At 51.3% G+C, this 25724-nt stretch carries 26 protein-coding genes; 12 read left to right on the top strand and 14 right to left on the bottom strand.

Translation table 11 applies throughout. The features are described 5' to 3' along the window. The first annotated feature begins 200 nt into the window (after window positions 1-200). The 9 genes from xseB to BIY29_RS01325 all read left to right on the top strand — a co-directional run bounded on the left by xseB (window position 201) and on the right by BIY29_RS01325 (window position 8752). Window positions 201-449 carry an exodeoxyribonuclease VII small subunit gene (gene xseB, locus BIY29_RS01365; protein WP_121573075.1) on the top strand — a complete coding sequence of 83 codons (249 nt, stop codon included), beginning with the start codon at window positions 201-203 and terminating at the stop codon, window positions 447-449. After that, window positions 446-1357 carry a (2E,6E)-farnesyl diphosphate synthase gene (gene ispA / locus BIY29_RS01360; protein ID WP_121573073.1) on the top strand — a complete coding sequence of 304 codons (912 nt, stop codon included), beginning with the start codon at window positions 446-448 and terminating at the stop codon, window positions 1355-1357. The genes xseB and ispA overlap by 4 nt, the downstream gene beginning before the upstream one ends. Before the next feature lie 20 nt (window positions 1358-1377). Continuing rightward, the gene (gene dxs, locus BIY29_RS01355; RefSeq protein ID WP_121573071.1) at window positions 1378-3240 is read left to right on the top strand and encodes a 1-deoxy-D-xylulose-5-phosphate synthase; all 1863 of its coding nucleotides are present in this window, start codon (window positions 1378-1380) and stop codon (window positions 3238-3240) included. A gap of 122 nt (window positions 3241-3362) precedes the next feature. After that, window positions 3363-3827, top strand: a complete 465-nt coding sequence (locus BIY29_RS01350) for a CesT family type III secretion system chaperone (protein ID WP_121573069.1) — start codon at window positions 3363-3365, stop codon at window positions 3825-3827. 51 nt (window positions 3828-3878) lie between these two features. Then, entirely contained in the window at window positions 3879-4820 is a 942-nt protein-coding gene (locus tag BIY29_RS01345; RefSeq protein WP_121573067.1) for a type III effector, read from the top strand. A gap of 90 nt (window positions 4821-4910) precedes the next feature. After that, complete coding sequence (locus tag BIY29_RS01340; RefSeq protein WP_205680292.1) at window positions 4911-5819, top strand: VOC family protein; 909 nt, start codon at window positions 4911-4913, stop codon at window positions 5817-5819. Between the two features lie 28 nt (window positions 5820-5847). After that, complete coding sequence (locus tag BIY29_RS01335; RefSeq protein WP_147437131.1) at window positions 5848-6801, top strand: type III effector; 954 nt, start codon at window positions 5848-5850, stop codon at window positions 6799-6801. 70 nt (window positions 6802-6871) lie between these two features. Next, on the top strand, window positions 6872-7768 hold the full coding sequence (locus BIY29_RS01330) for a type III effector (protein WP_121573063.1): 897 nt from the start codon (window positions 6872-6874) through the stop codon (window positions 7766-7768). 78 nt (window positions 7769-7846) lie between these two features. Next, complete coding sequence (locus BIY29_RS01325; protein WP_121573061.1) at window positions 7847-8752, top strand: type III effector; 906 nt, start codon at window positions 7847-7849, stop codon at window positions 8750-8752. An 85-nt stretch (window positions 8753-8837) separates the two neighbouring features. Here BIY29_RS01325 and pgpA read toward each other — a convergent pair whose 3' ends face one another. The 6 genes from pgpA to nrdR all read right to left on the bottom strand — a co-directional run bounded on the left by pgpA (window position 8838) and on the right by nrdR (window position 13125). Continuing rightward, window positions 8838-9353, bottom strand: coding sequence for a phosphatidylglycerophosphatase A (gene pgpA / locus BIY29_RS01320; RefSeq protein ID WP_121573059.1), 516 nt, complete (start codon window positions 9351-9353; stop codon window positions 8838-8840). After that, on the bottom strand, window positions 9334-10308 hold the full coding sequence (gene thiL, locus BIY29_RS01315) for a thiamine-phosphate kinase (protein ID WP_121573057.1): 975 nt from the start codon (window positions 10306-10308) through the stop codon (window positions 9334-9336). Before thiL ends, pgpA begins: the two co-directional genes overlap by 20 nt. Before the next feature lie 122 nt (window positions 10309-10430). Continuing rightward, the gene (gene nusB, locus BIY29_RS01310; RefSeq protein ID WP_121573055.1) at window positions 10431-10850 is read right to left on the bottom strand and encodes a transcription antitermination factor NusB; all 420 of its coding nucleotides are present in this window, start codon (window positions 10848-10850) and stop codon (window positions 10431-10433) included. Between the two features lie 24 nt (window positions 10851-10874). After that, window positions 10875-11351 (bottom strand): 6,7-dimethyl-8-ribityllumazine synthase, encoded by a 477-nt coding sequence (gene ribH, locus BIY29_RS01305; RefSeq protein ID WP_121573053.1) that lies wholly within the window; start codon window positions 11349-11351, stop codon window positions 10875-10877. A 143-nt stretch (window positions 11352-11494) separates the two neighbouring features. Continuing rightward, complete coding sequence (ribD, locus tag BIY29_RS01300; protein WP_121573320.1) at window positions 11495-12631, bottom strand: bifunctional diaminohydroxyphosphoribosylaminopyrimidine deaminase/5-amino-6-(5-phosphoribosylamino)uracil reductase RibD; 1137 nt, start codon at window positions 12629-12631, stop codon at window positions 11495-11497. A gap of 44 nt (window positions 12632-12675) precedes the next feature. Continuing rightward, window positions 12676-13125, bottom strand: a complete 450-nt coding sequence (nrdR, locus tag BIY29_RS01295; protein WP_121573051.1) for a transcriptional regulator NrdR — start codon at window positions 13123-13125, stop codon at window positions 12676-12678. Window positions 13126-13340: 215 nt separating this feature from the next. Here nrdR and BIY29_RS01290 point away from each other — a divergent pair, with 215 nt between their 5' ends. Then, window positions 13341-13913, top strand: coding sequence for a SadB/YajI family lipoprotein (locus tag BIY29_RS01290; RefSeq protein ID WP_121573319.1), 573 nt, complete (start codon window positions 13341-13343; stop codon window positions 13911-13913). A gap of 71 nt (window positions 13914-13984) precedes the next feature. Here the strand turns inward: BIY29_RS01290 and secF are convergent, their stop codons facing one another. From secF to queA, 5 genes are all read right to left on the bottom strand, one after another. After that, window positions 13985-14953: a protein translocase subunit SecF gene (secF, locus tag BIY29_RS01285; RefSeq protein WP_121573049.1), complete on the bottom strand. Its 969-nt coding sequence runs from the start codon at window positions 14951-14953 to the stop codon at window positions 13985-13987. A gap of 10 nt (window positions 14954-14963) precedes the next feature. Next, window positions 14964-16811 (bottom strand): protein translocase subunit SecD, encoded by a 1848-nt coding sequence (secD, locus tag BIY29_RS01280; protein WP_121573047.1) that lies wholly within the window; start codon window positions 16809-16811, stop codon window positions 14964-14966. A 27-nt stretch (window positions 16812-16838) separates the two neighbouring features. Continuing rightward, the gene (gene yajC, locus BIY29_RS01275; RefSeq protein ID WP_048635837.1) at window positions 16839-17171 is read right to left on the bottom strand and encodes a preprotein translocase subunit YajC; all 333 of its coding nucleotides are present in this window, start codon (window positions 17169-17171) and stop codon (window positions 16839-16841) included. An 83-nt stretch (window positions 17172-17254) separates the two neighbouring features. Continuing rightward, window positions 17255-18400 carry a tRNA guanosine(34) transglycosylase Tgt gene (gene tgt / locus BIY29_RS01270; protein ID WP_121573045.1) on the bottom strand — a complete coding sequence of 382 codons (1146 nt, stop codon included), beginning with the start codon at window positions 18398-18400 and terminating at the stop codon, window positions 17255-17257. Window positions 18401-18508: 108 nt separating this feature from the next. Continuing rightward, window positions 18509-19576, bottom strand: a complete 1068-nt coding sequence (gene queA, locus BIY29_RS01265) for a tRNA preQ1(34) S-adenosylmethionine ribosyltransferase-isomerase QueA (protein WP_121573043.1) — start codon at window positions 19574-19576, stop codon at window positions 18509-18511. Between the two features lie 113 nt (window positions 19577-19689). Between queA and BIY29_RS01260 the strand changes: the two genes are divergently transcribed. Continuing rightward, entirely contained in the window at window positions 19690-20271 is a 582-nt protein-coding gene (locus tag BIY29_RS01260) for an acyl carrier protein phosphodiesterase (protein ID WP_121573317.1), read from the top strand. Between the two features lie 305 nt (window positions 20272-20576). Beyond that, window positions 20577-21179: a peroxiredoxin C gene (locus BIY29_RS01255; RefSeq protein ID WP_121573042.1), complete on the top strand. Its 603-nt coding sequence runs from the start codon at window positions 20577-20579 to the stop codon at window positions 21177-21179. Between the two features lie 68 nt (window positions 21180-21247). Here the strand turns inward: BIY29_RS01255 and proY are convergent, their stop codons facing one another. The 3 genes from proY to BIY29_RS01240 all read right to left on the bottom strand — a co-directional run bounded on the left by proY (window position 21248) and on the right by BIY29_RS01240 (window position 25708). After that, window positions 21248-22636 (bottom strand): proline-specific permease ProY, encoded by a 1389-nt coding sequence (gene proY, locus BIY29_RS01250; protein WP_121573040.1) that lies wholly within the window; start codon window positions 22634-22636, stop codon window positions 21248-21250. A gap of 72 nt (window positions 22637-22708) precedes the next feature. Then, window positions 22709-24028, bottom strand: coding sequence for a branched-chain amino acid transport system II carrier protein (gene brnQ / locus BIY29_RS01245; protein ID WP_121573038.1), 1320 nt, complete (start codon window positions 24026-24028; stop codon window positions 22709-22711). A gap of 573 nt (window positions 24029-24601) precedes the next feature. Then, window positions 24602-25708, bottom strand: a complete 1107-nt coding sequence (locus tag BIY29_RS01240; RefSeq protein ID WP_121573036.1) for a cobalamin-independent methionine synthase II family protein — start codon at window positions 25706-25708, stop codon at window positions 24602-24604. Between the last annotated feature and the right edge of the window lie 16 nt (window positions 25709-25724).

Genomic DNA, 25724 nt, shown 5'->3' with positions numbered 1-25724 from the left:
AATAAATTTACCCCTGAGCACTAAAATTACGTTATCGGTAAAATCAGCATCACAAAGATGATTTTACCAATAGCGTCCAGGGCGCGGAGTATATCATTATACCTACCCAAAGTAATTGGCGTTGCAGACAACATTGCGGCGGCATCAGGTAAGAATTTACTCTGCGCTTTAGCCGTATAAACCAGGATCACGAAAATATTATGCCAAAAAAAATCGAGCAGTCAGTGAGCTTTGAAAACTCGCTGAACGAACTGGAAAAAATCGTTACCCGTCTTGAATCTGGTGAATTGCCATTGGAAGAGGCGCTGAATGAATTTGAGCATGGAATACAGCTTGCACGCCAGGGACAACAGAAACTGCAACAGGCGGAGCAGCGGGTACAGATCCTGTTGAGTGATGAACCCGATGCGGCATTGTCACCGTTTACCCCGGACAGTGAACCGCTATGACAGATTTCTCTGCGCAATTGAATGCTCACCACCAGCGGACGAACCGTATTTTAAGCCATTTTATCTCCGCGCTGCCGTTTCAGAGTAGTCCACTGGTCAATGCCATGGGCTATGGTTCATTGTTAGGCGGCAAGCGGCTGCGTCCGTTTCTGGTTTATACTACGGGTGAACTGTTTGGTATGCCGTTGGAAAGTCTGGATGCGCCCGCCGCCGCGGTAGAATGCATTCACGCCTATTCATTAATCCACGACGATCTCCCGGCGATGGACGATGATGACCTGCGCCGTGGTCAGCCAACCTGCCATATTAAGTTTGGCGAAGCCAATGCCATTTTGGCCGGAGATGCCCTGCAAACGTTGGCTTTCTCAATTTTGGCCGACGCACCGATGCCACAGGTTACAGACCGCTCCCGGCTGGCGATGTTATCCGAGCTAGCGCAGGCCAGTGGCGTCGCTGGTATGTGCGGCGGTCAGGCACTGGATTTGGCGGCGGAAGGCCATCAGGTAGATTTAGCCGCGCTGGAGCAAATTCACCGGCATAAAACCGGTGCGCTGATCCGCGCCGCAGTGAGACTGGGCGCGCTGGCGGCAGGCGATCCGGGCCGGGCTGCGTTGCCTTGCCTTGATCGTTACGCCAACGCTATCGGTCTGGCATTCCAGGTACAGGACGATATTTTAGATGTGGTCGGGGACAGCGCCACGACGGGCAAACGTCAGGGCGCCGATCAACAACTGGGGAAAAGCACCTACCCCGGTTTACTGGGCTTGGGAGGCGCACGGGAAAAAGCCCAGGCTCTTTACCAGGAATCACTGGCAGCGCTGGATGATTTAGCAACATCCAGCCAGACACCACTGAATATTGCGCCATTACAAGCGCTGGCGAATTTTATCGTTGAGCGCAATAAATAAAATCTCTGAATGAGTCTCTAATGAGTTTTGATACCGCGAAATACCCTACATTATCGTTAGTGGAAACACCCGATGAATTACGTCTGCTACCGAAAGAAAGCCTGCCGAAGCTGTGTGATGAACTTCGCCAATATTTGCTGGACAGCGTCAGTCGTTCAAGCGGCCATTTTGCCTCAGGATTAGGTACTGTCGAGCTGACGGTCGCGCTGCATTATGTCTACAACACGCCTTTTGACCACCTGGTCTGGGATGTTGGCCATCAGGCCTATCCGCACAAAATTCTGACTGGCCGTCGCGACCGTATTTCAACCATCCGCCAGAAAGGCGGTTTACACCCGTTCCCGTGGCGGGATGAAAGTGAATATGACGTATTGAGCGTCGGTCATTCATCTACTTCAATCAGCGCCGGGCTTGGTATGGCGGTAGCCGCTGAACGAGAAGGGAAAGGCCGCCGCACCGTTTGCGTGATTGGTGATGGCGCCATTACTGCGGGCATGGCTTTTGAAGCCATGAACCACGCTGGCGACATCAAGTCAGACCTGCTGGTAGTGCTGAACGACAATGAAATGTCGATATCAGAAAACGTCGGCGCACTGAATAACCATCTCGCGCAATTGCTGTCAGGCAAACTTTACGCCAGCCTGCGTGAAGGTGGGAAAAGAGTTTTATCCGGCCTGCCGCCGATTAAAGAGCTGATCAGACGCACGGAAGAGCACCTCAAAGGGATGGTGGTTCCCGGCACCCTATTTGAAGAACTGGGTTTTAATTATATCGGCCCGGTAGATGGTCACGATGTGCAGGCTCTGACTCAGACGCTGAAAAACATGCGTAGCCTGAAAGGCCCGCAGCTACTGCATATTATGACTAAAAAAGGGAAAGGCTATGCACCGGCAGAGCTGGATCCCATCAGTTGGCATGCCGTACCCAGGTTCGATCCCGCCAGCGGCGAACTACCAAAAAGTAAAGATAGCCTACCGACCTACTCTAAAATTTTCGGTCAATGGCTACAGGAAACCGCAGCTAAAGATAGTAAGTTAATGGCCGTCACCCCGGCCATGCGCGAAGGTTCCGGCATGGTTCAATTTTCGCGTGAATACCCGCAGCAATATTTTGATGTCGCGATTGCGGAACAACACGCCGTGACGTTCGCTGCCGGACTGGCTGTGGGTGGTTATCACCCGGTGGTGGCTATTTATTCCACATTTTTACAGCGCGCCTACGATCAGGTTATTCACGATGTCGCCATCCAGAATCTACCGGTACTGTTTGCCATCGATCGTGGCGGTATTGTCGGGGCTGACGGGCAAACGCATCAGGGTGCTTTCGATCTGTCATTTTTACGTTGTATCCCCAACATGGTCATTATGACGCCGAGCGACGAAAATGAATGTCGCCAGATGCTGCACACTGGCTATCACTATAAAAAAGGGCCGACAGCAGTACGCTATCCCCGAGGAAACGGCACCGGAGCAGCATTTACACCGCTGACTGACCTGCCTATTGGTAAAGGTGTGGTCCGGCGTCAGGGTAGCGATATTGCCATTCTGAACTTCGGTACACTATTGCCGGAAGCGCAAAAGGTGGCGGATAAGCTGAACGCCACGCTGGTTGATATGCGATTTGTTAAACCACTGGATGACGCGCTGATTCTGGAACTGGCAAACACGCACCACACGCTGGTGACGCTGGAAGAAAATGCGGTCATGGGCGGGGCGGGCAGCGGCGTCAACGAACTGCTGATGTCGCAACGCGTGGCGCTGCCGGTGCTGAATATCGGCCTGCCGGACGCTTTCGTTCCCCAGGGTTCGCAAGAGGAAATCCGCGCCGATCTTGGGTTAAACGCCGCAGGCATTGCCCGTCGTATCAAGGAGTGGCAAGCCTAACCACGTCCCCAACGCGGAATACCGCTTTCACCAGCATTATTCCGCCCCTCTTTATTTTTCATTCCACACGGAACCCAAGCTACTCTTCCGCCACTCAGAGAAATTGAGAAGGAGATAACGGTATGAGCAGTAAGCGAGGTTTCCACATTGTCATGTCCAAACTTATGAAGCGGTATCAGATTGATACGGAGAAAGCGGCGGAGAACGGACACGACGTATATATCATCACGCTGGAAGACGAAACACAGATCTTGTTGCTGGGCAACCAGCAGGATTATCTGAATATCATGAGCCCGGTTGCCTCACTGGCGCCAGACATCAGCGTGCGGCCTAACATCCTGTTGTCGTTGCTTTCCATGAACATGTGGAACACTAAGCACCCGGTTTTCAACATCGGTCTTGATATCAATAAGATGCAGGTCGTACTTTCATGCCGGCAAGCGCTGGCCGAGTTGGATGAAATTGAAGCATACAAGCTGGTGGGCATATTCATCGACACCGCATCCAAACTTAAAAACTGGCTACTTAAACAAATTGAAGTCGGGCGCAAAGCAGACTCGGTTTCTGACGCCGAAACGCAAGCATGAAGCCCTTGTCGCAACACCGCCTGACTAACAGACAACAGGATAAAAAGCATCATGAACCCTATACACGACAGATACTTTCCTGGCGGCGTTACGGTAAACCCGTTGGAAAATTTCAGCCGGGAGCATGTAGTCAAATTACATGAGGCTGTCAGCGCCCATTCTTTAGGCATTGGCAACTATGAAGGAAGGCACATCAGTGTCAACTCCTCCACCATAGAGCATCTGCGACTGGCGCAGGACACGCTGCGCAAAGTGAAAATGATGCTGCCCTACGGCGCAGGCAACCAGAAATCGGAGGTTATCTATACCGGCGGCGAAAGCTGGGCTCGTACCAGGATGCTTCGGCATATTCCTGTTAGCAATCCCATAGACGGCGCACTAAACACTGCGCGTCATCAGGCGGGTAATTGCTCAGAAATAGCTGACGTCGGTTATGCTCTTCTGGCCCGGCAACGCATCAATGCGCCGATATTGAGAGTGGCGGACAGAGAATGGGATCATAGTTACGTGCTGATCGGCGATCCACGCGATCATACCTGGGGAGAAAAGGATACGGTAATATTCGACCCCTGGGTCAGATACCCCGCCGCCGCCACGCTTGCCCAGGCGCTCAACCGAAATCCCGCCGCTAATCCCTTGTTCCAAAGAGCGCGCAACACAGCCCCAGCACCAGAGGCTCAGGCGTTAAACTACGTTAGTCACGTCACTACTAATGAGGTCGCCCGTTACCTCAGTTCACAGAACAAGCCCTCCATCGGTAGTTCGCTGCTTGAAGACATTTTCCGTCCCATCGAAAGCGGGGACGATATGTTTGCAGAAATGTGCAGCGCCAGCGGAATCGGCGACATGCCCGATGAAAAAATCGCCGTTCGCGATCCCAGCACGCGCTATTCAAGCGGCATACACAACGCATCAACAGTGGATGGCATTGCCCAGACCACCGTTAGTCGCCAATATGCAGTGCAACAAGCTTGGAATCAATCACCTTATTAAACTTCGAGTTACGCCAGAACACTACATAACACCGCAATCAACTCACGCTGGAATAGCCATAACGATTTGAATAACAGGATAAAAATCATCATGAACCCCATACACGACAGATACTTTCCCGGCGGCGTTACAGTAAACCCGTTGGAAAATTTCAGCCGGGAGCATATAGTTAAATTACATGACGCGGTCAACGCAGGGCACTTGGGCATCGGCGCTTATGAAGGCAAACGCGTCAGCGTCAGCGCCTCCACAATGGAGCATCTGCAACTGGCGCAGGAAACGCTGCGCAAGGTGAAAATGATTCTGCCTTACGGGGCGGGCAACCAAAAGGCAGATATTATATACACCCAGGGAGAGTCTTTGGCTCGCTCATTGATGCGGAATTTGGAGACATCCTCATCAACACCGTTCTACAACGCGAAAGAAGCTGCTCGCCATCAGGTGGGCGAATGCGAAGAACACGCAAATGTCGCTTATACTCTTCTGGCGCAAAAACGCATCAATGCACCGATACTCCACGTAGAGGATAACGACTGGGACCATCACTACGTGCTGATTGGCGATCCGCGCGATCAAACATGGGGTGAGAAAGACACCGTTGTGGTTGATCCCTGGGTCAGATATCCCTCCGCAGTCACGATCGAACAGGCTGACAATCGCCACCCTAATCCGCAACCACATCAACAAAGAGAACGTAATGCCAGTCCTTCGCCTGGCGCTCAGATATTAAATCGCATTACGCACATTTCCACAGCGGAAGTATCCCAATATCTGTCTGACAACAATTACCCGGCTATCGGCCCAGAGTCCCTCGCATTTATCGATCAAAGCGACGCCATGACCAACTTTTGTGATGAGAAAACCGTCTCCAAAGACCCCAGTACGCGCTATTCAAGCAACCTCTTTAACGCCAGATCAATGGACGATATCGCGCAGGCAACGGTGTCCCGGCAACGTGCGGCGCAACAGGCCTGGGATAATTCGCCTTATTGGCGATAACATCTGAGCGTTTATTAAAAAGATGAGAATGAAATTTTCTCAAAGCAGAACCGGCCAACAAGGAAACCCCATGGTAAACCCGCTACACGACAGATACTTTCCCGGCGGCGTTACAGTAAACCCGTTGGAAAATTTCAGCCAGGAGCATGTGGTTAAATTACATGAGGCTGTCAGTGCGCATACTTTAGGAATCGGCAGCTACGAAGGAAGACACATCAGTGTCAACTCCTCCACTATGGAGCATCTGCGACTGGCGCAGGACACCCTGCGTAAAGTGAAAATGATGCTGCCTTACGGAGCGGGCAATCAGAAGACAGATATTATCTATACCGGCGGCGAAAGCTGGGCCAGGACGGAAATGGCGCGCTGTTCGCTTTCTCGCGATCCCATAGACTACGCTTTGCAATCTGCACGCCATCAGGCTGGCAATTGTTCGGAGATGACCAGCCTAAGTTTCGCACTTCTGGCCCAGCAGCGCATCAATGCACCGGTTTTGAGAGTATGTGATAGGGAATGGAATCACTCTTATGTACTGATTGGCGATCCACGCGATCAAACATGGGGAGAAAGAAACACTGTTGTGGTTGACCCCTGGGTCACATATCCTTCTGCCGCCACGCTTGATCAAACAGTCAACCGCAATCCCATATCCAACCCGATGTTCCAAAGAGCGCGCAACGCCCCCCCCATACCAGAAGCTCAAGCTCTAAACCGCATCAGCCACATCACAACCAATGAGGTCGCCAATTACCTTAGCTCCCATGATTTGCCCTCAATCGGTGATGCTCTACTGCAAACAATTTACCCTTCTGAAGGAAGGCGCAATCTGTGCGATGAAAAAATCGTCGCCCGCGATCCCAGTACCCTCTACTCCAGCGGTTTTTTCCATTCCATCTCATCAATGGATGACATCGCCCAAGCCACTATTAACCGACAACATGCTGCGCAACAAGTATGTAACACATCAGGTTATCGAGAGTGACACAGCACGTTCGTTACGCCGGAACAATTTGATAGCGACATAATGCTATGAATAACAGGATAAAATCATCATGAATCCGATACACGACAGATACTTTCCCGGCGGCGTTACGGTAAACCCGTTGGAAAATTTCAGCCGGGAGCATGTGGTTAAATTACATGACGCAGTCAGCGCACAGACTTTAGGAATCGGCACTTATGAAAGCAAACGCGTTATTGTCAGCACCTCCACGATGGAACACCTGCAACTCACGCAGGACACCCTGCGCAAGGTGAAAATGATGCTGCCTTACGGGGCGGGCAATCAGGCGGCAGACGTTATCTATACCGGCGGCGAGAGTATGGCCCGTACCAATATGATAAGAGAAACGCCGTTCTCCCATCCGGCCCAATCAGCAAGGGAGAGCGCCCGCCACCAGGCTGGCAATTGTCAGGAATACGCACTCCTCAGCTATACGCTGCTGGCGCAGCAACCAATTAATGCCCCGGTATCACTGGTACAGGATAAGAACTGGTGCCACATCTATGTTTTGATCGGTGATCCGCGCGATCAGGTCTGGGGGGAGAAAAATACTGTCGTGGTCGATCCCTGGGTCAGATACCCTTCCGCTACGACATTGCAAGAATCACGAAATCGCACCCCGGATCTGTCGGCGCTTTATCAATGTGCTTGCAATGCGGAGGAGGTACAATCTCTCAATCAGATAAAACACGTTACCAGTTATGAAGTGAGTCGTTTTCTCGACAATCTAGGCACCTATCCTCTGGGTGATGAATATTTGGAATCACTTTTTCAAGATGAAGACGGTTCCCGAATATTTGATGAGAAACTCGTCGCCAAAGACCCCAGTACGCGTTATTCAAATTCAAGTAGCCCCTTTAACGCCAGATCAATGGACGACATCGCGCAGGCAACGGTGTCCCGACAACGGGCAGCGCAACAGGTCTGGGATAATTCCCCTTATTAGCGATAATGTCTGAGCGTTTATTAAAAAGATAAGGATGAAATTTTCTTAAAAACAGAATCGACCAGCAAGGAACCCCCTATGGTAAACCCGTTACATGACAGATACTTTCCAGGCGGACGCGTTGTCAACCCGCTGGCGAACCTGGCTCAGGAGCCCGTCGTCAAATTACATGAGGCCGTCAGCGCCCGTACTTTAGGCATCGGCAACTATGAAGGAAGACATATCAGCGTCAATTCTTCCACCATGGCGCATCTGGGGCTGGCGCAGGAAACGTTGCGCAAAGTGAAAATGATGCTGCCTTACGGTGCAGGCAATCAGACTGCGGAAGTCGTGTATACCGGAGGCGAAAGCTGGGCCAGGACTAAAATGGCTCGGAATGTCCCGCTTAACAACCTGATTAGCGACGCCCTGCACTTCGCTCGTTGTCAGGCGGGCAACTGTTCGGAGATGGCTGACTTAACCTACGCACTTCTGGCACAGACACGCATCAATGCACCGGTAATGAGGGTGAATGATACGCATTGGGATCACGCTTATGTGCTGATTGGCGATCCGCGCGATCAAAGCTGGGGAGAAAGCAACACCGTCGTGGTCGATCCCTGGGTCAGATACCCGTCCGCCAGCACGTTAGCCCAGGCAGTCAATCGAACCCCTAAATTTTCCTCGTATCTTTCGAGATCGTGTAACGAGGCACCTGTCCCAGAGGCTCAAGCGTTAAACAACATCAGACACATCACAACCGATGAAGTCGAACGTTACCTCCCGTCGATTAATTCCCCTGCCATCGGCGATGAATTGCTCGAAGATCTCTATATTTTCAGAGCACTCGACAATATGCGCGATGAGAAAATCGTCGCCCGCGATCCCAGTACACTCTACTCAAGCCCCGATCACCCTGCATCAGCGATGGACGACATCGCGCAGGCCACCGTCGATCGCCAGCGCGCAGTGCAATGGGCATGGAGTGATTCGTATTATTTTTGAAAGCGATCGCCACGCTGCCAGCATAGAAAAATCCCCGCGATCGGTAACGAGCTGATAGCAAGAGCCAAAAGCACCGTGCAATTGGTTAGGCGTTTAAAAAATGGCCAACACCGTACAATACCCCGGCTGCAATCACGCCGGCCACGATGTCGTCAATCATGATCCCCATACCGCCATGCACATTGCGATCAAACCAGCGGATTGGCCAGGGCTTCCAGATATCCAGGCAGCGAAACACCACAAAACCGGCGGCAACCCATTGCCATTCATCCACAGGCAACGCCATCAACGTTATCCACATGCCGACAAATTCGTCCCAGACGATACTGCCGTGATCGTGAACGCCCATATCTTTAGCCGTTTGGTGGCACAGATAAACGCCGATGCAGATGCTGAACATGACCACCAACGAATAAAGCTCAAGCGGAAGAAATGACATCACATACCACAGCGGGATCGCCGCCAACGACCCTGCCGTACCCGGCATCCACGGTGACAAACCACTACCAAAACCCGTTGCCAACAGGTGCCACGTGTTGCTTAAACGCAGTCGGCTTTTTGCAATTTTTGACCCGTGAGCCTTACTTGCTGAAATGGTCATATCCTTTCCAGTTCAACTCAATGGCTTTCTCGCCCCGGAAGAAGCACAGCCCTTCTGATGACGGCCCGATCTGCCCAATACAGGTATAGTCAGCACCCAGATGACCTAATGCAACATCCAGTGCGCCACGATTAATTTCCGGTACGGTAAAGCACAGTTCATAATCTTCACCACCTGACAGCGCCCAACGTAGTGCCTGCTGTTCATCAACATGAACGCGTAGCCAATGAGAATAAGGAATAGCGTCCAGATTGATCCGTGCGCCACATTCACTGGCTTTCAAAATATGCTGTAAATCAGAAATCAGGCCGTCAGAAATATCAATCGCCGAACTGGCCAAATCACGCAACGCCTGCCCCTGCAATATTCTGGGCTGCGGACGCAGATGTCGCTGAACCAATGCCTGACTGGCATGATTATCATCAAGCGATAATCGGTTCTGTAAAATTGCCAGCCCGGCGGCACTGTCGCCCAATGAACCAGTGACATAAATCCAGTCGCCGATTCGGGCGCCTCTGCGGGTCAATGCGCGACCAGCGGGGACTAAACCATGAATAGTCAGTGTCAGACTCAGTGGACCACGGGTGGTATCGCCCCCGATTAACTGCATACCGTAATAATCGAGTAGCTCAAACAGGCTATCGCTATAGGCAGACAACCAGTCACTGTTACTTTCAGGCAGGGTAATGGCCAGGGATAACCAGGCGGGATCGGCGCCCATTGCCGCCAGATCGCTTAAGTTTACCGCCAGTGACTTGTAACCCAGATCGGAGGGATTGATATCAGGCAGAAAATGAACGCCAGACACCAATGTATCGGTACTCACCGCCAGTAATTGTTTCTCAGCGACCACCAGTAACGCGCAATCGTCACCGATGCCCAATTCAACATCCCGGCGTGAACTTCTGACCCGATTGAAATAGCGGGCAATAAGGTCAAACTCACCTTTAACCATAACCTTTCCAGCCAGCGTTTATACCCTTCATCTTTCAAGTTGCAAGAGTGTTGCCTTCCCGCGTCTTGAATCTATTGGGGATAATTCAAAAGATCAGGGCCGGATATCCGGCCCTGACTCACTTATTTCTTACCTTTACGCACCGAAGGCGCGGCTTTATCGAGTACGCCATTCACAAATTTATGGCTATCCTCAGCACCAAATATCTTAGCCAGTTCAATGGCCTCATTAATGGCCACCTTGTAAGGCACATCGTCACGGTTACTGAGTTCAAACATTGCTAAACGCAGAATGGCTCTTTCAACCTGCCCCAGTTCATCGAGTTGGCGAGACAGGAAAGGCGCCATCAATTTATCCAGCTTCTCAGCCTGAGAGGCAACACCGGCCAACAGTTCACGGAAATAGGTGATGTCGACGTCTTTGACATCCTGCTCGCTCAGGAATTGGTGTTCAATATCGGCAATATCATTTTTAGACAACTGCCAGGAATAAAGCGCTTGAACCGCACATTCACGGGCGCGGCGACGAGCAGCAGGTTTCACGGAATTCCCCTTACTTAATCAGGCTTACTTGATAGCTTTCAATACATTAATCATTTCTAATGCGGTCAGGGCAGCTTCTGCGCCTTTATTACCCGCTTTGGTGCCGGCACGTTCAATCGCCTGCTCAATGCTTTCTGTGGTCAATACCCCAAAGGCAACGGGGACTTCACTATTCATGGCGACATGAGACAAACCCGAACTGCATTCACCAGCAACAAATTCAAAATGGGCTGTTCCACCACGGATGACCGTTCCCAGCGCAACCACTGCATCATAACCACCGTTTTGAGTGCTTTTGGTCAGCGCACGAACGGCTAACGGCAACTCATAGGCACCAGGAACCCAGACAACGGTAATATTCTCATCTTTAACCTGACCGATGCGCTTTAACGCATCAATCGCACCGTCTAACAGGCTGTCATTAATAAAATGGTTAAAACGAGCAATCGCAATCGCCACGCGGGCATCAGGAGTAGCAACAACACCTTCAATAACGTTCATAGCTTTCCTTTATCTGGTCTTTATACCCCGCAGGGGGGCGGATTCTATCATATTCTTCCGGTTACGTATTCGGTTTTGTCGGGTACGCGCCATGCATTTAAATCGAGCTATCGGACAGGCAATACGCGAGAAAGAACATACAATTAATTTTGGGGTTTCAACCGCAACCGCAAATCCGGCCCTATCTGGCGGACATCACTTATGTCAAACTCAGGCGCTTGTGACAATTGGTTTAGCCCCGGTAAAACACAGAGCGCACGTGCGTTATCCCCCAGAAGCTTCGGTGCAAGATACACAATAAGCTCATCGACCACCCCTGCCGTTAACAACGCGCCAGCCAAATTGGCGCCTGCTTCCACCCAGACGGAATTAATCTGCCGTTTGCCCAGTACCATCATTAGTGCAACCAGATCGATGCCGCCATTGTGCCGCGGCAGCCTTAATTGCTCGACAGTTTCCGGCCACGCTTGTTCATCTGTTTGCACACGCGCCAGCCAGGTTTGTCCCGGCTGCGAAATGATGCGGTATTCAGGAGTAACTCGTTGCCGACTATCGACAATAACACGCACAGGCTGCCGCACATCCGCAGAGGGATAATTACGCTGCGTATCGGCGTCCAGTTCCCGCCAGCGAACCGTCAACGAGGGGTCATCCGCCAATACCGTAGCACTGCTGCTTAGAATGGCGGCACTTGCCGCCCGAAAGCGCTGCACATCCTGCCGGGCCTGCGGCGAGGTAATCCATTGGCTTTCCCCTGAAGCCATTGCCGTGCGCCCATCCAACGAGGCAGCCATCTTAAGCTGCACATAAGGGAAACCGGTACGCATACGCTTGAGAAACCCCGGATTGACTTTCTCCGCTTCCGACATCATCAAACCGTAGCTGACTTCAACCCCCGCTTGTTGCAGACGAGACAACCCGCGTCCCGCCACCTGCGGATTAGGATCCTGCATGGCGGCGACAACACGTGAGATACCTGCGGCGATCAGTGCATCAGCACAAGGGGGAGTCCTGCCATGATGGCTGCATGGCTCCAGCGTGACATAGGCGGTAGCTCCACGAGCCAGCCCACCGGCCATGCGCAAAGCGTGAACCTCCGCGTGGGGTTCACCGGCTCGCAAATGGTATCCTTCCCCGACAATTCGTCCATCCTTTACGATCACACAGCCGACATTTGGATTAGGCGCGGTAGTAAACCGTCCACGACGCGCCAGTTCAAGCGCCCGCGCCATATACGATTCATCTTGCGGAAGTACCCATTCATCCTGTGGACTAACCATTCCCTGCGCCTCTTCTTTCCGGCGGTTATGCCGCCACATCATGCTTAATCCTGAAGACGAGCAATCTCTTCACCGAACTCCCGGATATCTTCAAAACTGCGGTACACCGATGCGAACCGGATATAAGCCACCTTATCCAGTTTTTTCAGCGCATCCATCACCAGATTACCCACCATTTTAGCTGTCACTTCACGTTCGCCGGTGGCACGCAGTTGAGATTTAATGTGATTAATCGCCATCTCGACATCATCAGAACTGACCGGCCTTTTCTCCAGAGCCTTAAGCATACCGCTGCGCAATTTATCTTCATTAAAAGGTTCACGCACATCGTTACTTTTTACCACTCTTGGCATAACCAGTTCCGCAACTTCAAACGTGGTAAAGCGTTCATTACACACCAGGCACTGCCGACGACGACGAACCTGTGAACCCTCACCGACCAGGCGGGAATCAATGACTTTAGTGTCAACAGCGGAACAAAATGGGCAGTGCATGATGTCTCCTGACCAGTAATCCTTAATGTAAAGACAGTTTACCCTGAATTACCAGACTAACCAAAACTCCTGTGCATTGTTGCGAACTGATTCGCATCCCCCGGCACTCAATGAAAAAAGCCCTGTTACCTATGACTGATGGACAATCACGGCTACACTACCAACATAAGGAAACCGAAGGATCAATGAATAAAACATCGAAGGGGAAAACAGAAATGATAACCCGATATCCTATGCTAGCTATTTTACCGGCATTGGTTTTTCTGGCTGGCTGCACACAACAACGCCCGTTGCCACAGCTACAGAATCAATTGGGTCAGTTAAATCAGCAGTTACAAACATTGACCAATCAAGCTGCAGTGCTGGAGCAGCAAAATGCACTGAATGCACACTCAACTTCCGGCGTTTATTTATTACCTGCCGCGCAAAATAGCGCAGTATTACAGAGCAGTATCGGCCAACTCAACGTATCGATCAGCAATGTCGAAACCGAAGCCAACGGCACCCGTGCGTTATTGCACATCCAAACCATTGATACTGCTCAGTTACCTGCGTTCAGCGCTCAACTCGATTGGGGACAAATCGATCCCGTCAGTGGGAGGCCATTAACCAGTGATGTGCAAACACAGGCATTTATCTTTTCACCTTCGCTGTTACCAAAAAATCAAGCCGTGATTGAACTGCGGCTCAGTGGGTTATCCCCAGAGCAGCTAGGATTCATCCGGTTGCACCACATACTACGGGAAGAACAGGCAGTCCCCCCCGTTGCCAGCAGTGATGCGCCTTAATTTTTTTACTGCTGATGCCCATGCGCAGGCGAAAAAAAAACCCCATTGAGTGGGGTTTCTAATACTTTCACTTATGGCAGTAGTGAAGGTTGGTCGGCACCTTCTTTTTCTACCTTCTGCACCAGCAGATGCTCACGCTTCATCCCCAACTTCAGCGCCAGTGCGGAAGCGACATAGATAGAAGACACAGTACCAATCGATACGCCGATCAGCATGGCCAACGAGAAGCCTTCCAGCATCGCACCGCCGAAGATGTACAGCATTAGTACCACAACCAGGGTGGTTGCCGACGTCATGATGGTACGACTCAGGGTTTGCGTCAGAGATACGTTCATGATCTCATAAGGCGTACCACGGCGAATTTTACGGAAATTCTCACGGATACGGTCAGAGACCACAATACTGTCGTTCAGCGAGTAACCGATGACCGACATTAACGACGCGACAATAGTCAGGTCGACCTCTATCTTGAAAAGCGACAACACGCCCAGGGTGATCACCACATCGTGCGCCAGCGCAATAACCGCCCCCAAAGCCAGCCGCCATTCAAAGCGGAAGCCGACATAAATCAGGATACAGATCAGCGCACTCAGCAGGGCCATGCCGCCCGCCTGCGCCAAATCACTCCCCACGCTGGGGCCGACAAACTCGATACGCTTTACCGTCGCGTGTTGTTCGGTGCCCTGATTGATAACGCTCAACACACGGTTGCCAAGCTCCTGACCGGATGTGCCAACATTCGGCGACATGCGTACCATTACATCGCGGCTGCTGCCAAAGTTCTGGATCAGGGGATCCTGAAAACCGGCCTTCTCCAGAGAAGCACGAATCAGATCCAGATCGGCTGGCTTTTCAAGATTGATCTCAATCACCGTACCGCCGGTGAAATCCAACCCCCAGTTAAAGCCCCGGGCGCCCATAATAATTAACGAGATAACCAGCAGCGTTCCTGAAATCAGAAACGCGACGTTATCCCAACGCATAAAGTCATAGACCCGGCGCCCGTAATTCAGTTGTTCAACAGTATAATCCTGTGCCACAACGCACTCCTCAGATAGACAGCTTATTAATGCGTTTGCCGCCGTAAAGCAGGTTAACGATGGCACGAGTACCGACGATCGCCGTAAACATTGAGGTTGCTACCCCAATTGCCGTAGTGATGGCAAAACCTTTGATCGAACCAGTACCGACGGCGTAAAGGATAATGGCGGTGATAAGGGTGGTCAGGTTGGCATCCACAATACTGGAGAATGCGCCCTTATAACCTTCATGAATCGCCTGCTGAACACTGCGTCCGTTTTTCAGCTCTTCCTTGATACGCTCATTGATCAGCACGTTGGCATCAACAGCCACCGCCAGCGTCAAAACGATACCGGCAATACCCGGCATGGTTAACGTCGCCCCCGGCAACAGCGACATGATCCCCACGATCATCACCAGGTTGGCGATAAGCGCGGTTGTCGCAATCACCCCGAATTTACGGTAGTAAACCACCATAAAGACGATTGATGCGACCAGCCCCCATAAGCAAGCCTCCAGACCCTGGGTGATGTTTTGCATCCCCAGCGTCGGCCCGATGGTGCGCTCTTCCACAATCTGAATCGGGGCAATCAACGCACCCGCGCGCAGTAACAAAGAAAGCTGACGCGCTTCGTTCGGATTATCGATACCGGTAATACGAAAGCTATTTCCCAACCGTGACTGAATGGTCGCCACATTGATCACTTCTTCCTGTTTTTCCAGGATCGCACGACCATTGGCATCTTTCTTGCCGCTGTCTTTATATTCAACAAACAGCGTCGCCATCAGCTTGCCGATACTGTCTTTAGTGAAATTGGACATGGTATTACCACCCGCGCTATCCAGTGAAATATTCACCTGCGGACGGTTATATTCATCAGTGCTCGATGTTGAGTCAGTGATGTGATCGCCGGTCAGAATAACGCGCTTAAACAGTACGACCGGCGAACCGTCACGCGTGTTTTTCACTTCAGAGTCGCCCGGCACACGGCCATTGGCGGCGGCCGTCGCGTCGGCATCACTGTTTACCAGACGAAACTCCAGCGTTGCCGTTGCACCCAGAATTTCTTTGGCGCGGGCAGTATCCTGAATACCAGGCAATTCAACGACGATGCGGTCAGCTCCCTGACGCTGAACCAAAGGTTCAGCAACGCCAAGCTGGTTTACACGGTTACGCAGGATATTGATGTTTTGCTGAACCGCATATTCACGCGCTTCACGCAGGCGTCCGTCACTCATTACCGCACGCAGCAAATTGCTGCTGCTGGCATTAATGACCAAATCACGGTGACGAGTCGTCAGATAGCTCACGCCTTCATCACGGGTTTGCCCATCACGGAAACGGATTTCAACACCGTAATTATCAGTTTTACGCACTGCGGCGTAAGGAATGTTTTTCTCGCGCAGATCGCTGCGCAGAGAGTCCAGGGTTTGTTCTTGCAGCTTGCCCAATGCGGTATCCATATCCACCTCCATCAGGAAGTGAACGCCGCCGCGCAGATCAAGCCCCAGCTTCATGGGTTCCGCCCCCAAGACACGTAACCATGTAGGGGTAGCGGGAGCCAGGTTGAGCGCCACAACAAATTTTTCGCCCAGTTCATTCAGTAGGGCTTCACGGGCACGGAGCTGTATGTCCGGGTTGGAGAAGCGAGCCAGAATCGCACCATTTTCCAATGCAATCGACTTACTGGTGATATTTTGCTCTTTTAATACATTCTGGACTTGGATCAGCGTCGTTTCGCTGGCGGCGGTTCCCCGCGCGCCAGTAACTTGTACCGCCGGATCCTCACCATACAGGTTAGGAAGCGCATAGAGCAGACCAATGACCAAAGCCACGATCAGCATCAGGTACTTCCACAAAGGATAACGGTTTAACACGGCAGTTCCCTTCGGGAAAATCAAAAATTACAGGGCCTTAATCGTGCCCTTCGGCAGCACGGCAGCCACGAAATCACGTTTGATAACCACTTCATTGGTGTCATTCAATGCAATGGCGATGTAGCCAGTTTCAGACACTTTAGTTACACGCCCAACCAGACCACCGGTAGTTAAGACTTCATCACCCTTGCTGATGGAATCCATTAACTTTTTATGTTCCTTGGCGCGTTTTTGCTGTGGACGCAGGATCATAAAGTAGAAAATCAGACCAAAAACGGCCAGCATAATAACCAGAGAGTACGGGCTTCCCTGAGCCGGAGCGCCGGTCGCGGCCACAGCATCGGAGATAAAAAGACTCATTTATATTTCCTCTTTGTAATCAAAAAGATAAGTTATCAAAACGACAAAATTGAATACGATAAAAATGACATTAATGCCGACTGTCAGTTGCTGTCGGCAATGTCTTTTTCAGCAAGCGACGGAACCAGTTTGCCTATCCGTTGGTAAAAATCCGCCACAAAGTGCTCTAATTTACCCTCTTCAATGGCCTGACGTAAACCCGCCATCAAACGTTGATAATAACGCAAATTATGGATGGTATTGAGTCTAGCGCCGAGTATTTCGTTGCAACGGTCAAGATGATGCAAGTAGGCACGGCTATAATTGCGACACGTATAGCAATCACAGTGTTCATCCAGCGGGTTGACATCATCCTTATGCTTCGCATTGCGGATTTTCACCACACCGTCAGTCACAAACAAATGACCGTTACGTGCATTACGTGTCGGCATAACACAGTCAAACATATCAATACCGCGACGCACGCCTTCCACCAAATCTTCTGGTTTACCGACCCCCATCAGATAGCGCGGTTTATCCGCCGGGATCTGCGGACAGACATGCTCAAGAATACGGTGCATATCTTCTTTAGGCTCGCCCACCGCCAAACCGCCCACAGCGTACCCATCAAAACCAATGTCTACCAGTCCTTTTACCGATACGTCACGTAAATCTTCGTAAACACTGCCTTGAATAATACCGAACAGGGCATTCTTGTTATTCAGTTCGTCAAAACGCTGGCGACAGCGCTTCGCCCAGCGCAGAGACATTTCCATCGAACGTTTGGCATAGTCCCAGTCAGCAGGATAAGGGGTGCATTCGTCAAAGATCATGACAACATCCGATCCCAGATCGTACTGGATTTCCATCGATTTTTCCGGGCTGAGGAAAATGGCATCGCCGTTGATAGGGTTACGGAAATGAACGCCCTCTTCGGTGATTTTGCGGATATCCCCCAGGCTGAATACCTGGAAACCGCCGGAATCGGTCAGAATCGGGCCATGCCACTGCATGAAATCATGCAAATCACCGTGCAATTTCATGATTTCCTGACCGGGTCGCAGCCACAGGTGAAAGGTGTTTCCCAGCAAAATCTGTGCGCCGGTGTCTTTCACCTCTTCCGGCGTCATGCCCTTTACCGTACCGTAAGTACCGACAGGCATAAACGCAGGGGTTTCCACCACGCCGCGTTCAAAAATCAATCGACCACGCCGGGCGTGGCCATCGGTTTTTTGTAGTTCGTACTTCACTTAGCCTCCAGCATCAGAAAAACAGTCTGATGTTGATATTGATAATGCCAGATTAACGCCTGACAGAGCCTGGTCTGCGGCGCGTAGAGTAATTCAGAAACCGGAAAATCATCCGGCCTTCTCCTGTTCAGCCTGCGGGTTGCGCGTAATAAACATGGCGTCCCCATAGCTGAAAAAACGATATTGTTCGGCGACCGCCTGCCGGTAGGCCGACATAGTGTGCCGGTAACCAGCAAAAGCAGACACCAACATAATCAGCGTGGACTCAGGCAGATGGAAGTTAGTCACCAATGCATCAATGATCTGGTAGTGATAGCCGGGATAAATAAAGATACGGGTGTCGCCCAAAAAAGGGGCAATCAGCGCCCCCTGGCTCGCTTGCGCGGCGCTTTCCAGCGAACGAACGGAGGTAGTCCCCACCGCCACCACTCTGTTTCCCCGCGCTTTACAGGCCAGTACCGCGTCAACCACGTCCTGCGGTACTTCGGCATATTCAGCGTGCATGACGTGGTCTTCTATCGTCTCCACCCGCACTGGCTGGAATGTTCCCGCCCCGACATGCAGCGTAACAAACGCCATTTCCACGCCTTTTTCACGCAACGCTGCCAGCATCGGTTCATCAAAATGCAAACCCGCCGTTGGCGCCGCCACCGCACCCGGACGCTGGCTGTAAACCGTTTGGTATAGCTCGCGGTCGGCTTCTTCATCCGGCCTGTCAATATAGGGCGGTAATGGGATATGGCCGATATCATTCAGGATCGACAACACATCGCGGGGATCATCAAAACGGAGTTCGAACAACGCATCATGGCGGGCCACCATCGTCGCCCTGACGCTGTCATCATCGCCGAGCAACAGCCCGGTTCCGGGTTTCGGCGCTTTTGATGCTCGCACATGTGCCAGCACACGGTGCTCATCCAGCACGCGTTCAACCAGCACTTCCAGCTTGCCGCCGCTGGTTTTACGGCCAAACAGCCGGGCCGGGATCACCCGCGTATCGTTAAACACCAGCAGATCGCCTGCCTCCAACTTGTTCAGTAAATCGGTAAACACGCCGTGCGTCAGATTTCCCGTCGGCCCATCCAATGACAACAGTCGGCAACCACTGCGCTTGGCCTGTGGATAGTGGGCAATTAATGATTCAGGAAGTTCAAACGAAAAATCGGCAACACGCATGACAATTCACTTAGCTGTTTAATACATTAAAAAAGGGCGGCCTAGTCTAGAGCCGCAAGCGCATAGCTGCAAGAAATAAGCACGCCGCCAACGGAATGCATTATACTGCTGCCATGAATTTTCTTGCTCACCTTCACTTAGCCACGTTGGCTGACAGTTCGCTATTAGGCAATCTGATGGCGGATTTTGTGCGCGGCAACCCTCAGGAACATTATCCTGATGATATCGCCGCAGGTATTCGTTTACACCGCCGGGTCGATTCACTGACCGACAGCCTGCCGGAAGTAAAGCAGGCGCGCCAGTGTTTCAGCACTGATTACCGCCGTGTCGCGCCGATTACGCTGGATGTATTGTGGGATCACTTTCTGGCCCGCCACTGGCAACAATTGGAGCCGCGAATACCGCTGTCTTCTTTTGTCAGCCAGGTGCAGTTGCAAATCACGCCGCATCTGGCGCAAACGCCCGATCGCTTTCAGAATCTGAATCGCTATTTATGGCCTGAGCGTTGGCTGGAACGCTATGCGGAATTACCGTTTATTGCCGATGTACTATACAGAATGTCGATTCGCCGCCCCAGACTGGCGGCGCTTGCTGGCTCATTTAGCGATATTGAGCAAAACTACCCTCAATTTGAAACACTCTTCTGGCAATTCTACCCAGAGATGATGCGCCTGGCGAAAATGCGGCGGATTTAAACCCGTGAATGATGAATATAAAATTATGATATAAACCATCTATCAATTTGATAGTTGAAAGCTATCTCAATGATTGGTCTGTTTGTCTGTATTCACGCAGGTAAAGTCCATATACTGAGGTTGCTGACAAAGTAGCCTGTAAGCCTGAGATACACGGCCCTAGCGTACCGAGGGGCGCTCCGGCGGCTTACGCCGCTACGCCCCCTCAGTACGCTCTCCCTAATAAGAACTTTGTCAATGGTCTGATATACTTATTGCCGTTTTTCGTATCAATCCATCACTAACAATAATTTACAGGAGTAATTATGGTCCTGGTAACTCGTCAAGCCCCTGACTTCACCGCCGCAGCCGTTCTTGGCAGTGGCGAAATCATTGAAAATTTCAACCTGAAAAAACATATCAGCGGTAAACCGGCAGTAATCTTCTTCTGGCCGATGGATTTTACCTTTGTTTGCCCGTCAGAACTGATCGCGTTCGATCACCGTTATGCCGAATTCCAAAAACGCGGTGTTGAAGTTGTTGGTGTTTCTTTCGACTCTGAATTCGTTCACAACGCATGGCGAAATACACCTGTCGAGAAAGGCGGTATCGGTAAAGTGAAATATGCCATGGTTGCTGACGTTAAACGTGAGATCCAGAAAGCCTACGGTATCGAACATCCAGACGCTGGCGTTGCGCTACGCGGATCTTTTCTGATCGACAAAGCAGGGATTGTCCGCCATCAGGTGGTGAACGATCTGCCGCTGGGCCGTAATATTGATGAAATGCTGCGCACGGTCGACGCCCTGCAATTCCATGAAGAACATGGCGAAGTGTGCCCTGCTCAGTGGGAAAAAGGGAAATCAGGTATGGGCGCGTCCCCGGATGGCGTAGCGAAATACCTGTCTGAAAACGCCGACAAGCTGTAATCCCTGCTTCATCGACGCATAAAAAGCCGGTTTCCTTTCAGAACCGGCTTTTTTACGCTCTCAGATTGTTATTTACTCGCCTCGGCCTGAATTTCTGCGCCACACCGACGCTTTTTCTTAATCACATACCCCAGCAGCAGCAATGCAATCCAGATCAGGCCGACATAAAGGGAAATGCGGGTAGCGGGGAAATAACCAATCAATCCAATGATAAACAACAGGAAAATAATGCCGAATACGGACGTTGCCACACCGCCGCGCAATGGGAACGCCAGCGCCTGCACTTCATCACGGCTCAGGCGGCGGCGAAACGCGATTTGGGAACACAGGATCATGATCCATACCCAAACGGTGGCAAAGGTTGCCAGCGACGCAATAACCAGAAAAACTTTGCCCGGCATAATGTAATTCAGATATACCGCAACCAGCAGCGCCGACATCATTACCACAACCGTCACCCACGGTATCCCTCGTTTGGAAACCTGAGTAAAGACTTTCGGCGCATGGCCTTGTCCCGCCATGCCGTGCAGCATACGGCCAACGCCAAACACATCGCTGTTAATAGCCGATAACGAGGCGGTGATCACCACAAAATTCAGGATACCGGCAGCGGCGGTAATACCCATATGCTGGAATGTCAGCACAAACGGGCTGCCGTTGGTGCCAACCTGATCCCAAGGGTAAATCGACATGATCACAAACAGCGTACCCACATAGAACACCAAAATGCGCCAGGGAACGGAGTTGATGGCCCGTGGAATCGATTTTTGCGGATCCTTAGCCTCACCGGCAGTAATACCGATAATTTCCACCCCGCCATAAGCAAACATCACCATCTGTAACGAGAAGATCATCCCCATTACACCGTTACTGAAAAATCCGCCATTGGTCCACAGGTTATGAATGCCTGTCGGTTCACCCCCGTTGCCAATCCCCCAGACGATAATGCCAATCCCCGCTACGATCATGATGATAATGGTGGCGACTTTGATAAAGGACAGCCAGAACTCCAACTCACCGAATACTTTCACATTCATCAGGTTAATCGCGCCGATAATCAATACCACGCTAAGTACCCATACCCAGTGGGGAACCGCCGGGAACCATACGCCCATGTAAATACCAAAAGCGGTGACATCGGCAATGGCAACAATCAACATCTCAAAGCAGTAAGTCCAACCGGTGATGTAGCCCGCCAGTGGCCCGAGATAATCCTGCGCATAACGAGAGAAGGCGCCAGACTGTGGGTTATGCACCGACATTTCACCCAGCGCCCGCATAATGATATAGGCGACAACCCCGCCAATCAGATAAGCCAGCAGAACGCTGGGCCCCGCCATCTGAATGGCGCTGGCCGAACCATAAAAAAGACCGGTTCCGATCGCCGATCCCAAGGCGATAAAACGGATATGCCGCGTACTTAACCCACGCTTGAGCTTAGTGGATTGTTGTTCCATAGATAAGCAACCTGTTTAAAATGAAAAACCACAGGCAATTGCCTGTGGTGTATAAATCAAAAATTCACAGTGTTATTGACGTACCGTGACTTCCTGACGACCACACAGCCGATCGTAAATAGCCGCTGCCAGCAAAATCAACAATGATGGCGGCAACCAAGCCAGCCCCTGTTCACCTAGCGGCAGGTTCAGGCTCCACTCTGGCAACAGCGATTTGAAAGTCGACGATTTTATACCATCTATAATGCCGAATAACAGGCTGATTAACATGACCGGGGCCACAATACGCGAGCTATTATTCCACCAGCGCAGCGTAAAACTCAGCAACACCAGAATGATGCAAGGGGGATAGATTGTCGTCAGCACCGGGATGGAAAGCTGGATCAGATGGCTTAAACCCAGGTTTGACACCACCATGGAGAAACCACCCAACACAAACACCAGCGTACGGTACGAAAACGGCAGATACTGCGAGAAAAACTCGGCACAGGCGCAAGTCAGGCCAACAGCCGTTACCATACAGGCAATAAAGATCAGCAATGCCAGGAAACGACTTCCCATGCTGCCAAAAGTATGTTGAACGTAGTCATGCAGAATCTCCGCTCCGTTTTGAGCTTCCGGCACCAGCACGCCGCTTCCCGCGCCTAACTTGAACAGGCTCAGGTACACCAGCATCAGGCCAACCCCGGCAATCAACCCTGCCCACACGGTATATCGGGTGAGTAGTGCCGGACTCTCCACCCCGCGAGAACGTGCGGCATTGACGATAACAATGCCGAAAACCAACGCCCCCAGGGTATCCATAGTGAGATAGCCATTCACAAAACCATTAGAGAAAGGCACATGCTGGTAGGTTTCAACCGCCTGAATGGGTAAACCGGCAGGCCACAATACCGCAGCAATACCCAGAGCCGTCAGAGCGGCTATCTTCAACGGAGCCAGCACATGTCCGACCGTATCCAGCAGTTTTCCCGGGTACAATGAAATACCGATAACGATCAAAAAATAGATCAGGCTGTAAACCAATATCGGGGTAGCGCCATTACCCACCAACGACGCCAGTCCGACCTCAAACGATACCGTGGCGGTGCGCGGCGTAGCAAACAGCGGGCCAACGGCCAGATAGCAGACCGTCGCCAATACCAGGCCAGCCTTTTTCCCGATCGGGGCGCTTAATGCATCAATACCGCCACCGACGTGCGCCAGCGCAATAATGGTAAGTACCGGCAACCCCACAGCGGTCAGCAGAAAGCCGGCCGCGGCCATCCAGACGTGCTCACCCGCTTGCAAGCCCACCATCGGTGGGAAAATAATATTCCCCGCACCGACGAACAAGGCAAAGGTCATAAAGCCTAATGCCATGATATCTTTGGAAGTTAAACGATGACTCATAATTATGTCGTGTTGCCTGTATCCATCAGTAAGAAGAAAAACCGTGCTGCTAATCACCGTCCGTACATGACAAATTTGGACAGTTTGCAGATCTATACTCTAAATAATTCGAGTTGCAGGACAAAACGCTGTCGTTTTGAACAACGAAGAGCGTTGACCCTTTATGGGCGAGTCTCTTTCATGAGCCTCGTAACGCGGCAACACAGAGAATCCCCAGGAGCTTACACCAGTAAGTAACTGGGGTGAGCGAGGAAAGCCAACGCACATGCAACTTGAAGTATGACGAGTATATAGGGGTTATATTTTTGGCGCACAGCCATATTGGGGCATAAGTAAAACGTTTATAGCGAAAAAAGACAAGCCTCAGTCTAAAAAGCAGAGTTTTTAACTAATTCGGAGTATTTTTTTAGTATATAAGAATGTTTATCGAAAATTATCCTATACATGATTCGTGCATGTATCGACAATACATTGCAATAAAAAGATAAAATACCGCATATGATGCATGCTTCAATCATAAAAAACCGAATCAAACGATCCGGCTCCCATGCTATCTATAGCCAGACTGGCCTATCACCAAACCTGGCCGGCAATATCAACAACCAGCCTGAGCTTACTCCATTGCTGCTCTTCCGTCAGAGTGTTCCCCTCTTCAGTGGAGGCAAAACCACACTGCGGGCTAAGGCAAAGCTGGTTGATATCAACAAACTTCGCAGCTTCGGCAATACGTGCCTGTACCCTTTCCACGTTTTCCAATTCGCCATTTTTGCTGGTAATCAACCCAAGCACCACCTGTTGATGACCCGGTTTAATAAAGCGTAAAGGCTCAAAGCCCCCTGCCCGTTCGGTATCATACTCCAGGAAAAAAGCATCTACGTTAACTTCACCAAACAGCGTTTTCGCTACCGGTTCGTATCCACCTTCCGAAATCCAGGTAGAGCGGAAATTACCACGGCACACATGCAGGCCAATCACCAGGTCGGCGGGTTTACCTGCCAGCGCTTTATTCAACACCCCGGCATAAATATGCGCCAGTTGCTCAGGATCTTCACCCCGCTCACGGATCTGACGCTTTTGATCGTCGGAGCACAGGTAAGCCCATACGGTGTCATCCAGTTGCAGATAACGGCAGCCAGCGTCATAAAATGCGTGGATCGCATCACGCCAGGTTTGCGCCAGATCGTCAAAATACGCAGCCAGATCAGGATATACCTGGCTGTCTATAGCCTTACGCCCGCCACGGAAATGCAACACACTGGGGCTGGGAATGGTCATTTTAGCCGCCACATCACCTGAAATGCTATTCAGGTAACGGAAGTCTTCCAGCATAGAATGCTGTGGATTAAAGCTCACTTTCCCTGTGACTTTGATGCTATGTGACTTCGTCTGGATGCCGTGGAACTGAATCCCTTTTTCCGATTCGTAGCGTTCAACGCCGTTCAACTCCGCAAAGAAGTCAAAATGCCACCAGCCGCGACGTAGCTCGCCATCGGTTACCACCTGTAAACCCGTTTCCCGCTGCCGTTCTACCACCCGAAGGATTTCCTGATCCTCTATTTTACGCAACTGTGACGCATCAATCTCACCGGATTGATACTGTAAACGGGCCTGTTTAATCGCCGCCGGGCGCAGCAAACTGCCGACGACATCGGCACGGAATGGGGGACGTGTTTTAGCCATGATCGCTCCTGGACAC

It is taken from the genome of Brenneria alni (genome assembly GCF_003666245.1).
GTDB lineage: Bacteria > Pseudomonadota > Gammaproteobacteria > Enterobacterales > Enterobacteriaceae > Brenneria > Brenneria alni.
The sequence above is the reverse complement of the archived record's forward strand: the minus strand, read 5'-3'. Positions and strand labels throughout refer to the sequence as shown.

Bases quoted from the DNA above. Each gene is read 5' to 3' on its own strand.
- xseB (WP_121573075.1), top strand. From the start codon at position 201: ATGCCAAAAAAAATCGAGCAGTCAGTGAGCTTTGAAAACTCGCTGAAC.
- ispA (WP_121573073.1), top strand. From the start codon at position 446: ATGACAGATTTCTCTGCGCAATTGAATGCTCACCACCAGCGGACGAAC.
- dxs (WP_121573071.1), top strand. From the start codon at position 1,378: ATGAGTTTTGATACCGCGAAATACCCTACATTATCGTTAGTGGAAACA.
- BIY29_RS01350 (WP_121573069.1), top strand. From the start codon at position 3,363: ATGAGCAGTAAGCGAGGTTTCCACATTGTCATGTCCAAACTTATGAAG.
- BIY29_RS01345 (WP_121573067.1), top strand. From the start codon at position 3,879: ATGAACCCTATACACGACAGATACTTTCCTGGCGGCGTTACGGTAAAC.
- BIY29_RS01340 (WP_205680292.1), top strand. From the start codon at position 4,911: ATGAACCCCATACACGACAGATACTTTCCCGGCGGCGTTACAGTAAAC.
- BIY29_RS01335 (WP_147437131.1), top strand. From the start codon at position 5,848: ATGAAATTTTCTCAAAGCAGAACCGGCCAACAAGGAAACCCCATGGTA.
- BIY29_RS01330 (WP_121573063.1), top strand. From the start codon at position 6,872: ATGAATCCGATACACGACAGATACTTTCCCGGCGGCGTTACGGTAAAC.
- BIY29_RS01325 (WP_121573061.1), top strand. From the start codon at position 7,847: ATGGTAAACCCGTTACATGACAGATACTTTCCAGGCGGACGCGTTGTC.
- pgpA (WP_121573059.1), bottom strand. From the start codon at position 9,353: ATGACCATTTCAGCAAGTAAGGCTCACGGGTCAAAAATTGCAAAAAGC.
- thiL (WP_121573057.1), bottom strand. From the start codon at position 10,308: ATGGTTAAAGGTGAGTTTGACCTTATTGCCCGCTATTTCAATCGGGTC.
- ribH (WP_121573053.1), bottom strand. From the start codon at position 11,351: ATGAACGTTATTGAAGGTGTTGTTGCTACTCCTGATGCCCGCGTGGCG.
- ribD (WP_121573320.1), bottom strand. From the start codon at position 12,631: ATGGTTAGTCCACAGGATGAATGGGTACTTCCGCAAGATGAATCGTAT.
- nrdR (WP_121573051.1), bottom strand. From the start codon at position 13,125: ATGCACTGCCCATTTTGTTCCGCTGTTGACACTAAAGTCATTGATTCC.
- BIY29_RS01290 (WP_121573319.1), top strand. From the start codon at position 13,341: ATGATAACCCGATATCCTATGCTAGCTATTTTACCGGCATTGGTTTTT.
- yajC (WP_048635837.1), bottom strand. From the start codon at position 17,171: ATGAGTCTTTTTATCTCCGATGCTGTGGCCGCGACCGGCGCTCCGGCT.
- queA (WP_121573043.1), bottom strand. From the start codon at position 19,576: ATGCGTGTTGCCGATTTTTCGTTTGAACTTCCTGAATCATTAATTGCC.
- BIY29_RS01260 (WP_121573317.1), top strand. From the start codon at position 19,690: ATGAATTTTCTTGCTCACCTTCACTTAGCCACGTTGGCTGACAGTTCG.
- BIY29_RS01255 (WP_121573042.1), top strand. From the start codon at position 20,577: ATGGTCCTGGTAACTCGTCAAGCCCCTGACTTCACCGCCGCAGCCGTT.
- proY (WP_121573040.1), bottom strand. From the start codon at position 22,636: ATGGAACAACAATCCACTAAGCTCAAGCGTGGGTTAAGTACGCGGCAT.
- brnQ (WP_121573038.1), bottom strand. From the start codon at position 24,028: ATGAGTCATCGTTTAACTTCCAAAGATATCATGGCATTAGGCTTTATG.
- BIY29_RS01240 (WP_121573036.1), bottom strand. From the start codon at position 25,708: ATGGCTAAAACACGTCCCCCATTCCGTGCCGATGTCGTCGGCAGTTTG.